Source organism: Mycobacterium sp. 050128 (assembly GCF_036409155.1).
Taxonomy (GTDB): domain Bacteria; phylum Actinomycetota; class Actinomycetes; order Mycobacteriales; family Mycobacteriaceae; genus Mycobacterium.
Genome location: NZ_JAZGLW010000001.1, coordinates 158,367 through 172,312, shown reverse-complemented (window position 1 = coordinate 172,312; position 13,946 = coordinate 158,367). Strand labels below are relative to the sequence as shown.

17 protein-coding genes are annotated in these 13,946 nt (G+C 65.9%); 8 read left to right on the top strand and 9 right to left on the bottom strand.

Annotated features, from left to right (window positions below):
- Positions 1–260 precede the first annotated feature (260 nt).
- Complete coding sequence (locus SKC41_RS00885; RefSeq protein WP_330975893.1) at positions 261–683, top strand: hypothetical protein; 423 nt, start codon at positions 261–263, stop codon at positions 681–683.
- Positions 684–813: 130 nt separating this feature from the next.
- On the opposite strand, the gene SKC41_RS00880 is transcribed toward SKC41_RS00885, so the two are convergent.
- On the bottom strand, positions 814–2,304 hold the full coding sequence (locus SKC41_RS00880) for a bifunctional phosphatase PAP2/diacylglycerol kinase family protein (protein WP_330975892.1): 1,491 nt from the start codon (positions 2,302–2,304) through the stop codon (positions 814–816).
- 843 nt (positions 2,305–3,147) lie between these two features.
- Here SKC41_RS00880 and SKC41_RS00870 point away from each other — a divergent pair.
- Positions 3,148–4,032: a cyclopropane mycolic acid synthase family methyltransferase gene (locus SKC41_RS00870; RefSeq protein WP_330975891.1), complete on the top strand. Its 885-nt coding sequence runs from the start codon at positions 3,148–3,150 to the stop codon at positions 4,030–4,032.
- Here the strand turns inward: SKC41_RS00870 and SKC41_RS00865 are convergent.
- Complete coding sequence (locus SKC41_RS00865) at positions 4,029–4,508, bottom strand: YbaK/EbsC family protein (protein ID WP_330975890.1); 480 nt, start codon at positions 4,506–4,508, stop codon at positions 4,029–4,031. The two genes, SKC41_RS00870 and SKC41_RS00865, sit on opposite strands and share 4 nt — an antisense overlap.
- Before the next feature lie 2 nt (positions 4,509–4,510).
- Complete coding sequence (locus SKC41_RS00860; RefSeq protein ID WP_330975889.1) at positions 4,511–5,371, bottom strand: SDR family oxidoreductase; 861 nt, start codon at positions 5,369–5,371, stop codon at positions 4,511–4,513.
- 287 nt (positions 5,372–5,658) lie between these two features.
- Between SKC41_RS00860 and SKC41_RS00855 the strand changes: the two genes are divergently transcribed.
- Both SKC41_RS00855 and rsrA read left to right on the top strand, forming a co-directional pair.
- Entirely contained in the window at positions 5,659–6,315 is a 657-nt protein-coding gene (locus tag SKC41_RS00855) for a sigma-70 family RNA polymerase sigma factor (protein ID WP_330975888.1), read from the top strand.
- A complete protein-coding gene (rsrA, locus tag SKC41_RS00850) occupies positions 6,312–6,608 on the top strand; it encodes a mycothiol system anti-sigma-R factor (protein WP_330975887.1) in 297 nt (98 codons plus the stop codon). The genes SKC41_RS00855 and rsrA overlap by 4 nt, the downstream gene beginning before the upstream one ends.
- A gap of 31 nt (positions 6,609–6,639) precedes the next feature.
- On the opposite strand, the gene SKC41_RS31800 is transcribed toward rsrA, so the two are convergent.
- The gene (locus tag SKC41_RS31800; RefSeq protein WP_085976028.1) at positions 6,640–6,714 is read right to left on the bottom strand and encodes a 50S ribosomal protein bL37; all 75 of its coding nucleotides are present in this window, start codon (positions 6,712–6,714) and stop codon (positions 6,640–6,642) included.
- A gap of 214 nt (positions 6,715–6,928) precedes the next feature.
- Between SKC41_RS31800 and SKC41_RS00845 the strand changes: the two genes are divergently transcribed.
- Together SKC41_RS00845 and SKC41_RS00840 are read left to right on the top strand one after the other, a co-directional pair.
- On the top strand, positions 6,929–7,144 hold the full coding sequence (locus SKC41_RS00845; protein WP_330978710.1) for a biotin/lipoyl-binding carrier protein: 216 nt from the start codon (positions 6,929–6,931) through the stop codon (positions 7,142–7,144).
- A 49-nt stretch (positions 7,145–7,193) separates the two neighbouring features.
- Positions 7,194–8,696, top strand: coding sequence for a sensor histidine kinase (locus SKC41_RS00840; protein WP_330975886.1), 1,503 nt, complete (start codon positions 7,194–7,196; stop codon positions 8,694–8,696).
- Between the two features lie 61 nt (positions 8,697–8,757).
- Here SKC41_RS00840 and whiB1 read toward each other — a convergent pair whose 3' ends face one another.
- Together whiB1 and SKC41_RS00830 are read right to left on the bottom strand one after the other, a co-directional pair.
- Positions 8,758–9,012, bottom strand: a complete 255-nt coding sequence (whiB1, locus tag SKC41_RS00835; RefSeq protein WP_036467351.1) for a transcriptional regulator WhiB1 — start codon at positions 9,010–9,012, stop codon at positions 8,758–8,760.
- A 282-nt stretch (positions 9,013–9,294) separates the two neighbouring features.
- Positions 9,295–10,260 carry a diacylglycerol/lipid kinase family protein gene (locus SKC41_RS00830; RefSeq protein ID WP_330975885.1) on the bottom strand — a complete coding sequence of 322 codons (966 nt, stop codon included), beginning with the start codon at positions 10,258–10,260 and terminating at the stop codon, positions 9,295–9,297.
- Between the two features lie 119 nt (positions 10,261–10,379).
- Between SKC41_RS00830 and SKC41_RS00825 the strand changes: the two genes are divergently transcribed.
- Positions 10,380–10,808: a hypothetical protein gene (locus SKC41_RS00825; protein ID WP_330978709.1), complete on the top strand. Its 429-nt coding sequence runs from the start codon at positions 10,380–10,382 to the stop codon at positions 10,806–10,808.
- Here SKC41_RS00825 and SKC41_RS00820 read toward each other — a convergent pair.
- The 3 genes from SKC41_RS00820 to SKC41_RS00810 are packed head-to-tail and all read right to left on the bottom strand — an operon-like array spanning position 10,760 to position 12,947.
- Positions 10,760–11,242 (bottom strand): GNAT family N-acetyltransferase, encoded by a 483-nt coding sequence (locus tag SKC41_RS00820; protein ID WP_330975884.1) that lies wholly within the window; start codon positions 11,240–11,242, stop codon positions 10,760–10,762. The two genes, SKC41_RS00825 and SKC41_RS00820, sit on opposite strands and share 49 nt — an antisense overlap.
- Positions 11,239–12,339 (bottom strand): isochorismate synthase, encoded by a 1,101-nt coding sequence (locus SKC41_RS00815; protein WP_330975883.1) that lies wholly within the window; start codon positions 12,337–12,339, stop codon positions 11,239–11,241. Before SKC41_RS00815 ends, SKC41_RS00820 begins: the two co-directional genes overlap by 4 nt.
- Entirely contained in the window at positions 12,336–12,947 is a 612-nt protein-coding gene (locus SKC41_RS00810) for an acid phosphatase (protein ID WP_330975882.1), read from the bottom strand. The genes SKC41_RS00815 and SKC41_RS00810 overlap by 4 nt, the downstream gene beginning before the upstream one ends.
- 164 nt (positions 12,948–13,111) lie before the next feature.
- Between SKC41_RS00810 and SKC41_RS00805 the strand changes: the two genes are divergently transcribed.
- Positions 13,112–13,912, top strand: coding sequence for a ParA family protein (locus tag SKC41_RS00805; RefSeq protein WP_330975881.1), 801 nt, complete (start codon positions 13,112–13,114; stop codon positions 13,910–13,912).
- Positions 13,913–13,946 lie beyond the last annotated feature (34 nt).

The window sequence follows — 13,946 nt, the reverse complement described above, 5'->3', positions numbered from 1 at the left end:
AAAGCATCGAACCTCTCGCCGCTTGGGGACCTGCGGCGTCTGTTCGCCAGGCGGACTTCAACGTGAAGGACGTTGCCAGGTCGTCGATTCCTGCCGATTCCGCGGTGCTGAAGTCGTCCCAGTACGCCGCAGGCGTACCGGGATAACGAGCAACCCATGCGGTACGTCAGGACCTTCGGCCCTACGTCCGGCCGCCGAGCACGCGCATGCTTTTCGACATCGGAGACGACAAATTCTCGAAGGAGTCGATCATGAAACCGTTGTCGGAGTCGCTGATGGATCTTGCCGCTCGGGTGAAAACGCTCGAAGACTCGGCCGCCGCGGTGCGGGACGAGAACCGAGCCGCGCTGCAGGCGCGCCGCGAAGAACTCGAAACCGTCATCGACCGCGAAGTCAAAGAGATTGAGAAGACGACGGCGGAGGCGAAGCAAGCCGCACGGGCCTGGTGGTCAGACACCAAGGGCGCAATCGAACGACAGATCGCCGCGATGCGCGCTGACTTCGAAAAGCGGCACGCTGAACTTGAGCAAAAGAGCGTAGAGCGGGCCGCCGAAAACGCCGAGGACGACGCGGTGGCGGCCGTCACTTTGGCAGGCTACTGTCTTGACGCCGCAGAGTGGGCCGTCGTGCGGGCCGAACAGACGCGCGGCGAGGCCGACGAGTTGGCCGCCACCAGGAGCTGACCTGCCATGACCACGTTGCAATCTCCGCAACTTTTCGCCGCATTCTGCTTCTCTCAATAGCTTTCCTACTGCTTGCGTCATCGTCTCTCTCGCAAGCGGATCGGCGTAGGGTTCGAAGTCATCGTCATCGTCAGCGTCGCGGCTGGGGGCAAAACACCGGAAGGGCTCGGTAGCGGACACTGAAGCGTGCATCTTCATGCTGTCCATCCACCTCGCCATCAAATGCAATGGCGGTCGGCCCGTCGACGCATTTGAAGCTGAACTCAGGAACATGCTGCTCGTGATACAGCCGGCTGCGTACCAGCCGTCCGGCCATCATCGCCGTCATGACGCGGATCTTGCTGAACGGTCTCCCGGTTTCCAGAATTCGCACATCGATCAGTCCATCATCGATCCGGTTGCGTTGCGCCGGCGCGAATCCGGACGGCAGGTACGTGGAGTTGCCCAGGAAGAACAGCGAGGTCTGGAGGGTCTTGTTGTCGTAGCGGATACGCACCGGCTCCTCATTCCGCAAGGTACGCAGCATTGCGTAAGCCGCCGCCGGCGGCTTGCCGATCTTGTGTTCAAGCCGTTCGCGTGCCCGCACGAAAGTGGGGTAGGCGCCGATGCTCGAAGTGTTGATTATCATTCGAGTGTCGTTGAAGCACATGAGATCGACGCGGAAAATGCTGCCCTCCCGTATCGCCCGAATGGTCTTGCTCACGTCCTCACAGCCAATGTCCTTGGCGAAGTGGTTGAACGTGCCGGCCGGGAAAACAGCCAGCGGACGGCCGCTATCCATCGCTGCAGCCGCCGCGCACGCGACGGTTCCGTCGCCACCACCGATCCCCAACACTTCGGCCCGCTCGGCCGCCGCACGCAGCACCTCTTTGATGTCGTCGTTGACGGCCAGTTGAATGATCTCGGCATTGGGCAGTTCCCGGCGAATTTGGGCGATCACCCGTTCGCCGGTCCCGCTGCCCGCGGCGGGGTTGACGACCACGATCAGGCCGGCACCGTGCGGGCGCGGCGGCGTATCGACGCGCAGCGGGTCGGCGTTCGGCAGATTGTGTTCGACGATCGGGGGGACCAGACGCCCACCCAACACGGCGATGGACGCGCCAATACCGAAGCCTGCCAACACATCACTGGGATAGTGCGCCCCCGTCGCGACGCGCGAAAGCCCGACCAGACCGGCCAGCACGGCGAGCACCAGCCCCAGCGTTGGGTTTTCCAGACCGACACCGACCGCGAACGCTGCTGCGCTGGCGGAATGACCGGAGGGCATGGAGCGCGACCTCGGAAGGGGCAGGCGCCGCGCCAGCGGAACCGACCCGAATCGGGGCCGCTGGCGTCGCCACACCCGCTTAGCCAGCTGATTGGTAATCGCACTTGTCACCGCCAGGCTGACGACACCGCGGCCCGCGCCGCGCCGCGCCGCGCGACTCCCCGAGAGCGCCATAGCAGCCGCTATCGCAAACCACAGCTTGGCGTTATCGGCGGCACGGCTGAGCGCTGGCATCGCGCTGTCAAGCAAGAGGCTGTGCGAGTCTGCGATCGCCTCAAACACCTCGGCGTCGAGGGCGCCGAGGCCCTTGCCGATCTGCCGCAACCCGGGTGATGTGCGCGGCGCCGCTTTCATCAAATCAATCTATATCTCGACGCCATCAATCGGATCCGAATGAAGCGCGTAAAGGCCCCGGTGGTGCTCCCCGGCGTCGCCCAGAATCTCAACACGGGCGTCTGGCGGGAGTGACTGCCCGTACTCCGGCCGTCCCAGACCCCTTGGCGGCTCGCTGAATCCGCGGTTGACACCCTTGACCCCGGGCTCACCCGACCCGCCAGCGCACCAAAGCTGGCCTCCTATAGGACATTTGGGGCCTGGGTGCTCACCCATCGCGGCCTGAGGGCCACGATTCGTCCGGTGTCCACAAGGGTCCTGTCACGACAGCCCCGAAGACGAATCCTCCGATGTGCGCGAATAATGCGACACACCATCGACTTCGGCCTGATGGGTGCGGGCGACCCCGATCCGACCTGATTATTGCGTGGAATTTACTGTCAGCGCCCGCCTGTACTCAGTTCGGCGCGCTGTCCGCGTACGACGACAGCTAGGCCCGTGGGCCCGGCAATGCGTTACGCTCGCTGATGCGGTCAAGCCCGGGAACGGCGAAATGCCGCCGACAACGTAACCGGTGGAGCGCTCGGCGGCAGCGCGTTTCGTCTAACGAGCGGGGCTAAGGCTCATCACGGGGTGCGGTTTGCTGGACGTACGAGTCGGTGGCCGGCCTTCGATGGCGTCCGGGCTGCTCACGGCGATAGATTAGCGCCCTTGGGTGGACATGGGCGCTGCAGGCCCAGTTCGCTGAAGGCGGGCTGGGCGGGGCGCTCCGGTGGGCCGCATAGACTGGAACGCCGGACCGTCGATCAAACTTCGATCGCATGCCGCGATGCCCAGTTAAACCCCGATCTCAAAGGTTGTGCCTTGTCTTCAAAGAAAAGCGAAACTCCTGGCTTGACGCCGCATTTCGAGGATGTGCAAGCGCACTACGACCTGTCCGACGAGTTCTTCGCGCTTTTCCTGGACCCAACGCGCACGTACAGCTGCGCCTATTTCGAGCGTGACGACATGTCGCTCGAAGAGGCCCAGTACGCCAAGGTCGACCTGTCGCTGGGCAAGCTCGGGCTGCAACCCGGCATGACGCTGCTCGACATCGGCTGTGGCTGGGGCACCACGATCGTGCGCGCTCTCGAGAATTACGACGTCAACGTCGTCGGCCTGACACTGAGCCGCAATCAGCAGGCGCACGTCCAGCAGCGTCTGGACAAGCATCCGTCCGGGCGAACCAAGCGGGTGCTGCTGCAGGGCTGGGAACAGTTCGACGAGAAGGTCGACCGCATCGTGTCAATCGGTGCTTTCGAGCACTTCGGTCGCGACCGGTACGACGATTTCTTCAAGATGGCTCACGAGGCGCTGCCGGCCGACGGAGTGATGATGCTGCATACCATCATCAAGCCCAGTGACCAGGAATTCGCCGAACGCGAGCTGCCGCTCACCATGACGAAGATCCGCTTCATGAAATTCATCATGGACGAGATCTTCCCGGGCGGAGACCTGCCCAACGCGAAGTCGGTCGAGGAGCACGCCAAGCGCGCCGGCTTCAGCCTCGAGCTCTACCAGCCGTTGCGGCTGCACTACGCGCGCACGCTCGACAACTGGTCGGCCGCGCTTGAGGCGAGGCGCGACGAGGCCATCGAGATTCAGTCGCAAGAGGTCTACGACCGCTACATGAAGTACCTGACCGGTTGCGCGGACCTGTTCCGCGAGGGCTACACCGACGTCGCGCAGTTCACCCTCACCAAGGGCTAGACCTGAATGTCGGCGGTGACCGCACCGGTGACGCTGATCAGATCCCGCGGGTCGACCGCGACGTCCCAGCCGCGGCGCCCGGCGCTGCAGAACACCCGCTCCCAGGCCAGCGCGCTTATATCGACGACCGTCGGCAGCGGCTTGCGCTGACCGAACGGCGAGACCGCGCCGACGATGTACCCGGTGGTCCGTTCGGCGACCACGGGTTCGGCCAGCGCGGCTTTGCCCACGCCCAGCGCCGCGGCGGCCGCCTTCAGCGACAGCCGGGCGGACGCCTGCACGATCGCGACGGCTAGCCCGTCGGGCACGGCGATCACCAGCGTCTTGTAGATCTGCCCGGGCGCAATGCCGTTGGTGCCCAGCGCGTTGACGGCTTCGACCCCGAACGAGTGCTCCCGCGGATCGTGGTCGAACTTCACCACCTCGTGCGGCACACCGGCCTTGGTCAGCGCCGCCAGTGCGGGCGTCGCGGCCACCGCTACGGCCCGGTGTACCCCGGCGGGTTGACGCCGTCTACCCAGAAGTCGACGCCGAGTGTGCCGCCCGGTACGCAGTTGTAGACCGACAGGTCCGTGACGCCGTTTTCCAGCAGCACGTCCTCGCACAGCAGCATGTTGCCGGTGTACTCCTTGGACGGCTTGGTGAGGACGATGTAGGCCGCGTCCGAGTAGACCTCGGGTTTGCGGGCCCGGCCCATCGCCTCGTCGCCGCCGAGCAGGTTCTGCACCGCGGCGGTGGCCACCAGCGTGCGCGGCCATAGCGTGTTCGACGCGATGCCGTCGGCGCGCATCTCCTGCGCGATGCCCAGCGCGCACAGCGTCATGCCGAACTTGGCCATCATGTACGCCGTCGGCTTCAGCCACTCCTGGCCGAGCAGCACCGGCGGTGACAGCGTCAGGACGTGCGGATTCTCCCGGCCCTTCATGTGGGGCAGACAGGCCTGCGACACGGCGTAGGTGCCGCGCACCTGGATGCCGTTCATCAGGTCGAACCGCTTCATCGAGACCTCGGCGATGGACCCCAGGTTGATCGCCGACGCGTTGTTCACGCAGATGTCGATGCCGCCGAACTGCTCGACGGTCTTGGCCACCGCGGATTCGACGGATTCCGGGTCGCGGACGTCCCCGACGATCGGCAGGGCCTGGCCGCCGGCCTCTTCGAGTTCCTTGGCGGCGGTGTACACCGTTCCCGGCAGTTTCGGGTGCGGCTCGGCGGTCTTGGCGATCAGCGCGATGTTGGCGCCGTCCTGTGCGGCGCGTTTGGCGATGGCCAGGCCGATACCGCGACTGGCGCCAGAGATGAACATGGTCTTGCCTTGCAAAGACGTGGCGTGGGACATGGCGTCACCCTAACGCCCGGTCCCAACCGGGCGGTTGGGGGGACCGCGGCGGAAATAGCACGTCGGCTGGTGCTGTTGATTCTCTCGTTCCCTGAAACGTTTGTGAGCCACCCGGGCCAACGTTGTCGGTCGCAGCCTTTAGATTGGGAGGTGAGGATCTGGTGTCAACGGCGACAAGCCTGTTAGGCAGTTCAATAGGCGAGGAGCAGTTGGCTCGCTTGTTCGCGAGTCCGGTGTCGCTAGCAGTGCTACGTGGCGACGCTGCAACAGAAGGGACCGTGTTAGAGATGGCCGACTTAGACGATGGCCCAGACACAGTGACCGGTTCCGACACCGTGGAGCCTGTTGCAGAAACCGATGAGCAACTGACCGCGCGCTTCGAGCGCGACGCGATTCCCCTGTTGGATCAGCTCTACGGCGGCGCGCTGCGCATGACGCGCAACCCCGCAGACGCCGAGGACCTGCTGCAGGAAACGATGGTCAAGGCCTACGCCGGATTTCGGTCGTTCCGGGCCGGCACCAACCTCAAGGCGTGGCTGTACCGGATTCTGACCAACACCTACATCAATAGCTATCGCAAGAAGCAGCGCCAGCCCGCGGAGTATCCGACCGAGGAGATCACCGACTGGCAGCTGGCGTCCAACGCCGAACACTCCTCGACCGGGTTGCGGTCGGCCGAGGTCGAGGCCCTGGAGGCGCTGCCGGACACCGAGATCAAAGCCGCGTTGCAGGCGCTGCCGGAAGAGTTCCGGATGGCCGTCTATTACGCCGATGTTGAGGGTTTCCCGTACAAGGAGATCGCCGAAATCATGGACACCCCGATCGGGACGGTAATGTCTCGCCTGCATCGGGGCAGACGCCAGCTGCGCTCGTTGTTGGAAGACGTGGCCAAGGAGCGCGGCTTCATCCGGGGTGAGCAGACGCACGAGGAGGTGTCGTCATGAGCGAGCTTTCGCCCGATGGCGCCTCGGCAGGCTCGGATTCACGCACGAAGGCCGAATGCGCTGAATTGATGGCCGAGGTATGGACGCTGCTCGACGGCGAATGCACGCCGGAGACGCGGAAAAAGCTCAAGCAGCATCTCGACGAATGCCCGCCCTGCCTGCGGCTGTTCGGGATCGAAGAGCAATTCAAGGCGCTGATCGCGACCAAATGCAGCGGTGACAAGGCCCCCGACGGCCTGCGCGAGCGGCTGCGGCTGGAGATCCGCCGCACCACGATCATTCGGGACTCGTAGTAAGGGCGCGCTCCGGCGCGACTACCAGGGGTTAGGCGTTGGGACGCCTGCCGTGGTTGGCCTTGCTGTGCTTGCGGTCACGCTTCTTGCGGCCACGTTTGGCCATGGGAGAACCTCCGTCGTTCGTTCATGATCTGCGGCGCTTGGCGCCCGTCAGGTTGCCGTCAATTCTCTCACGGCGCAGCGTGTGCTTTTTCACCCCACCGGGGGCCGGCCCGCGCGCCGGTATGCCTGATGATGTTGTGGTTCGATATACATGAGCTTGAGATGGAAGCCCAGACCAGCCAGCATGCGCAATGGCCGAAACGAGTGGGGTGAAGATGGCCGAGGATGTTCGAGCCGAGATCGTGGCCAGCGTGCTCGAAGTCGTTGTCAACGAGGGCGACCAAATCGGCAAGGGCGACGTCGTGGTGCTGCTGGAGTCCATGAAGATGGAGATTCCGGTCTTGGCCGAGGTCGGCGGCACGATCAGCAAGGTGAGTGTGGCCGTCGGCGATGTGATCCAGGCGGGCGATCTGATCGCCGTGATCAGCTAGCCGTCCGGCGCTTCGCACCTACCACCGTGGGACGACGCGGGAGTATTTGATGTCCACGCTCGGTGATCTTCTGGCCGAACACACGATGCTGCCCGGCAACGCCGTGGACCACCTGCATGCCGTGGTCGGGGAGTGGCAGCTGCTGGCCGACCTGTCGTTCGCCGACTATCTGATGTGGGTTCGCCGCGACGACGGCGTGCTGGTGTGCGTGGCGCAATGCCGGCCCAACACCTCGCCCACGGTTCTGCAGACCGACTCGGTGGGCAGCGTCGTGGCCGCCGATCGCCTAAGGCTGGTCGCCGAGACCTTCGCGTCGGGCATTGCGCAGCTGAAAACCGAAGCAAGCCAACAAGATTCGTGGCAACTTCCCGGGCCGCACGTCGCGGCGTCGCCGGTGCGCTACGCCGATCAGGTGGTCGCGGTGCTCACCCAGCACCAAACCGCGCTGACCGCCAACCAGAACTCCGGGCACCTGGAGACCGCCTACCGCGAATGTGCCGCCGATCTGGTCCACATGCTGGCCGACGGCACCTTCCCGGACGTACGCGACGTTGCCATGTCACGCTCCACGCCACGCGTCGGCGACGGATTCATCCGCCTCGACGTCGACGGCGTCGTCGCCTACGCCAGCCCCAACGCCCTGTCGGCGTATCACCGGATGGGACTGACCAGCGAGCTGGAGGGCCACAACCTCATCCGGATCACGCGGCCGCTGATCTCGGATTCGTTCGAAGCCCAGGAGATGGCCGAGCACGTGCAGGACCTGCTGGCCGGCGGTAAGAGCATGCGCATGGAGGTCGACGCCGGCGGGGCCACGGTGCTGCTGCGGACGTTGCCGCTGGTGGTGCACGGCGCCGGCGCGGGCGCCGCGGTGCTGATTCGCGACGTGACCGAGGTGAAGCGCCGCGACCGGGCCCTGATCTCCAAGGACGCCACGATCCGCGAGATCCACCATCGGGTGAAGAACAACCTGCAGACGGTCGCGGCGCTGCTGCGCCTGCAGGCCCGCCGGACCGCCAACGCCGAAGGCCGCGAGGCGCTGATCGAATCGGTGCGCCGGGTGTCGTCGATCGCGTTGGTCCACGACGCGTTGTCGATGTCGGTCGACGAGCAGGTCAATCTCGACGAGGTCATCGACCGGATCCTGCCGATCATGAACGACGTCGCGTCCGTGGACCGCCCGATCCGGATCAACCGCGTCGGTGATCTGGGCGTGCTCGACTCCGACCGCGCCACGGCGCTGATCATGGTGATCACCGAGCTGGTGCAGAACGCGATCGAGCACGCGTTTGACCCGGCTGCCCCGGAGGGGTCGGTGACTATTCGCGCCGAGCGCTCGGCGCGCTGGCTCGATGTGGTGGTGCACGACGACGGGCGGGGACTGCCCGACGGGTTCAGCCTGGAGAAATCCGACAGCCTGGGCCTGCAGATCGTGCGCACCCTGGTGGCGGCCGAGCTGGACGGCACCCTGGGGATGCGTCAAGCACCCCGCGGCGGCACCGATGTGGTGCTGCGGGTGCCGATCGGCCGCCGGTCCAGGCTGCTGTTGTAGACACCCACGCAACAGCGCGGCCCCGACGATTTGTCGGGGCCGCGCTGTCAAGAGACTGGGGTCAGACTCCGCTGCGGGCCTTCGTCCGGGCGTTGCGGCGCTTGAGCGCGCGCCGCTCGTCTTCGCTCATGCCGCCCCACACTCCGGAGTCCTGACCAGTGTTCAGCGCCCATCCGAGGCACTCCGTGGTCACCGAACACCGATTGCAGACCAGTTTCGCGTCAGCGATCTGCGCGAGCGCCGGGCCACTGTTTCCTACCGGAAAGAACAGCTCGGGGTCCTCGTCGCGACACACCGCCTTGTGGCGCCAATCCATAAGTAGTTACTCCTCACTATGTGCGCAGCATCGCGCACTGGCGTTATTCTTCGGCTCTTAACGCTTGCATGAGTAGGGATCTGTTCGGTACCCCCACATCTCTGCATGCAACCTTTCGATCGTTTCACAGGCACAACAGATGTCAATAGCGTGAGTTAGGCCGTGGGCTATCTCACTTTGGTTAAGGCTTAGTCAAGCCCTTACTCCGTTGTACTACACTCGCCGATTACTCTGCCGAGAATTTTCGGCCGCCCCGGCCCTTTGGCCCCGCGTTTTCGCAGCTCAGGATCGTTTGCTTTTCGGCGGCGCCGCCACTGGAAGCGCATCGCGCACCGCCCGGAACGTCATGGATTCGCGCAGTCCGAGGTACTCCCCGTCGTACTGACTGGCGACCGGCTCGCCGCTGCAAGTGATTCGCAGACAAGCTGTGTCGTCGTCTCGGACAAGTTGTTTGGCGTCCGGGTTCGGGTTCTTCGCGAGAATCTCGCGCAGTAATCGAAGCGTCGGAATCACCTTCAAACTCGTGACCGCGAACACGCCGAGGCCCGACTCGAAGCTGCAACCCGGGTTGGTCACCATAGGTCGGCTGTTGCTATAGGTCCAGGGCGTCGTGTTGGACACCCAGGCGAATTGCACGCCCGAGATGGGATCACGGCCGGGTAGCTCCAGCGTCATGTCCGGCGCGCGGCGGCGATAGCGAATCGTTGCGGGCACCGCGACCCGCCAATACCGCACCGGCGTGACCTTGACGCCCTTGTTGCGTTGGGCCTCCACCGCGGCGACCACCTCGGCGTCGACGCCCATTCCCGCGTTGATCACCGCGTATTGCTCACCGCAGTCGATCAGGCTGATGCGCCGCCAGGTCTGGTGGCGGCGGTAGTCGTCGATCAGCTGGATCAGCTGGTTGGTGGCGGCGACCGGGTCCCGGGAGATTCCCAGCGACCTGGCCAGCACGTTCGCCGAACCGCCCGGTACCACGGCGACCGCGGGGACGTGTCCCGGCCGCGGCGCACCGGGGCGGCCCAGGATGCCGTTGACGACCCCGCTCACCGAGCCGTCTCCGCCATGCACGACGACCAGGTCGACCCCGCTCTCGGCCGCCGCGTGGCCGAGCTCGGTCCCGTGACCGCGGTGGTTGGTGTGCTCGACGGTGAGCTCGAGACGGCTCTTGAGCGCATGCGCCAGCAGATCGCGGCCGGCGGGCGTGGTGGAAGTGGCTGCGGGGTTCACGATCAGAACGGCTCGCATGAGGCACGAGCTTATGCGGGGCGGTTAAGGCCTTGCTGTGGGGGAAGCGGCGAATCGACGGATGAGGGGTACCGCGTGGTTACGCTGACGCTGTGAATCGCGGCCGCCGCAACCGGGAGATACCACCGCCCCCGTCCGCCGTTCGCGGCGCCGGATTCATCGTCGCGGCGCAGGGGCTGGCCGCACTGGCGATGGCCGCGGTCCTGGTGGTGCGTGCGGTCGCCGGAGCCGACCAGCGGGTGGTCAACGGTTTGGGCACCGCGCTCTGGTTCCTGGTGATCGGCGGCGTCGTGCTGGCCGCCGGCCGCGCGTTGGTCGTCGGCCGGCGCTGGGGGCGCGGGCTCGCGGTGTTCACCCAGCTGCTCCTGTTGCCGGTGGCCTGGTACCTCGCGGTCGGCTCGCATCGTGCTGCCTTCGGCATACCGCTGGCCGTGGTGGCGCTGACGGCGTTGCTCTTGCTCTTCAGTCCTGCGGCGTTGCGCTGGGTCGCCGGAGACGATCAGCGCGGTCCGGCCAGCCCGGACAAAGACGGCCCGGACAGCCGGTAGGTGGTCCACTCTCGTTGCGGTCGCGCACCGATCTCGTCATACAGCGCGATCGCGTCGGCGTTCCAGTTCAGCACCGCCCACGACAACCGGGTGTAGCCGTTGTCGACACACTCGGCCGCCAGGGTCGCCAGCAGTTTGCGGGCCAGGCCGCGGCGGCGAAATTTGGGTCGTACGAACAGATCTTCGAGGTAGATGCCCCTGACGCCGTCCCACGTGGAGAAGTTGACGAACCACAGCGCCATCGCGGCTATCTCCCCGTCGACTTCGCCGACATGTCCGTACACGATCGGCGAATGGCCGAAAAGTGCTGCGGAAACCAGCTTTTCGGTAACGGTGCATTCTTCGGCCGCGCGTTCGAATTCGGCCAGCGCGTGGATCATGTCGGCTATGTCGGCGGCGTCTTCGGGTTTCGCGCGACGGATGTCTTCGCTCATTGCTCAACTCCTAGCGCGTTGAGAATCGTGGCGAATTTCGTTGTGGTTTCCTCAACTTCGGCGTCGGGATCCGATTCCGCGACAATGCCGCCGCCGGCGTGGGCCAGGGCGGTGCGGCGATCCGCCGACAGCTGCGCACAGCGGATGGACACCACCCAATAACCGTCGCCGTTGGAGGCGCACCAGCCCACCGCGCCGGCATAGAAGCCGCGGTCACCCTCGATCTCGGCAATCAGCTCGGATGCGGCCTTGGCCGGCACGCCTCCGACTGCCGGGGTGGGGTGCAGGGCCAGCGCTAAATCGATTGCGGTGGTTGACTTATCGCGCAGCCGGCCGCTGATCGGTGTGCACAGATGCCATACCGCGGCGGTGCGGCTCAGCTGCGGCTCGGGCGCGATGGACAGCTCGTCGCACAGCGGTTCCAGCGCGGCCCGCATCGTGTCGATGACCAGCTGATGCTCGTGGCGGTCCTTGGCGGATGCGGCCAGCGCGGCGCCGTTTGCGGCGTCGCGTTCCGGGTCCGCGGCGCGTGGGGCCGAACCGGCGAACGGCTGGCAGGTCACCCGGTCGCCGGCGCGCGCGACCAGAAGCTCCGGGCTCGCACCCACCAGCGCCGCGCCCGCGTAGTTCGCGCCGGCGGCGGTCAGGTCGGCCAGATAGCAGTAGGCCGCCGGATCGTTGGCGGCCAGGCGGCGCAGAACGACACGGGCGTCCAGCGGGCCATCGGCGGCCAGCTGCAACGCCCGGGCCAGCACCACCTTGCTCAGCGAGGTGTTCGGCGCGGTCAGCTCATCGCGGGCGCGGCTGATGCGGGCGCGGTATTCGGCCGGTGGTGGGATGGCCGCGGTGATGCGCACGTTCGGCAGCGGTTCCGTCGGCCAGTCGGGTGGCCCGTCGCTGTGCCGCACGGTGTCCGGCACCAGCAATGCGGCGGGTCGCTCCAGATCAAAAGGCAATGCGCCCAACACTATTGGGGCCGATCCCGCTCTCAGCGCGGCTTGGGCGGCGCCCAGGTCGTCGTAGCGCGCCCGCACGCCCTCGGCAACCAGGGTGCCGCGCGTGCCACACAGTGCGAACGGCGGTTCCGTGGTGCTCAACCGGGTGCGATTGCCTGCGGGAGGCCGGTCAGTCCGAGCGCGGCGAGCTGTCGCAGACCATGCTCGAACCCGCATACCGCGATCGAGCCGGCCAGCATCCAGAAGCGGCTGCCCTCGACCAGCGGCAGCTCGACCCAGCGGGTAATGACCGAGCGGGAGAAATGGCTGTGGCCCACAAACACCACGTCGCGCGAAGCCATGTGCTCCAACGCCAGCGCGACGGCCCGATCAGCGCGGGCGCTGACTTGCGCCACACTCTCGCCGCCGGGGCAACCGTGGGTCCACACCAGCCAATCAGGGACCGATTCCCGGATCTGCGGGGTCGTCAGCCCCTCGTAGGAACCGTAATCCCATTCGGCGAGCAGTTCGGATACCTCGTCGACCGCGAGACCGGCCAGTTTGGCCGTGGTCAGCGCGCGTATCCGCGGACTGCTGATCACCAGTGGGTCAGTGAGTTTCAGCTCACGCAGGACATGCCCGGCAAGCTCGGCCTGCAGCCGGCCGGTGTCGGTGAGCTCTATGTCGGTGCGGCCGGTGTGCTGACCGGATTTCGACCATTCGGTTTCGCCATGGCGGAGCAATACAAGTCTGTTGTTGTGCAAGCCCATGTCGAGTGATTCTGCCCCACGACTTGCCGTCCCCGAAGTGGGAAGGTCCTTAGCTCCCGGCCCGGAACGTGCCAGGATGGCAGGTGTGAGCGCGCCGACGACGATGAGGGGAAAACGAGCGATGAGGTGGGGGTACCTCCCGCTTGCGGGGGAGAGCGGCGCTGATGAGTGAGACGCGGGTATTGGCGGTCGCCAACCAGAAGGGTGGTGTGGCCAAGACGACGACGGTCGCCTCGCTGGGTGCGGCGATGGCGGAGAGCGGCCGGCGGGTGCTGCTGGTCGACCTGGATCCGCAGGGTTGCTTGACCTTTTCGCTTGGTCACGACCCGGACAAGTTGCCGGTGTCGGTGCACGAGGTGCTGCTCGGGGACATCGAGCCGAACGCCGCGCTGGTCACCACCATTGAGGGAATGACGTTGCTGCCGGCCAACATTGACTTGGCGGGCGCCGAGGCGATGCTGCTGATGCGGGCCGGCCGCGAGTACGCACTCAAACGAGCGCTGGCCAAGGTGGCCGATCAGTTCGACGTCGTCATCATCGACTGCCCGCCGTCGCTGGGCGTGCTGACCCTCAACGGGCTGACCGCTGCCGACGAGGTCATCGTGCCGCTGCAGTGCGAGACGCTGGCACACCGCGGCGTCGGTCAATTCCTGCGCACCGTCTCCGATGTCCAGCAGATCACCAACCCGAATCTGCGGCTGCTGGGCGCGTTGCCGACGTTGTACGACTCACGCACCACCCACACCCGCGACGTGCTGCTCGATGTCGCGGACCGTTACGACCTGCCGGTCCTCGCACCGCCGATCCCACGCACCGTGCGTTTCGCCGAGGCCAGCGCGTCGGGCTCGTCAGTGATGGCCGGGCGCAAGAACAAGGGCGCGATGGCCTACGCCGCCCTGGCGCAGGCGTTGCTCAAACATTGGAAGTCCGGCAAACCGCTGCCGACGTTCGCCGTCGAGGCGTAGGCGCCAGTCGTCGAGTGTGCGTTGATGGCGGCGA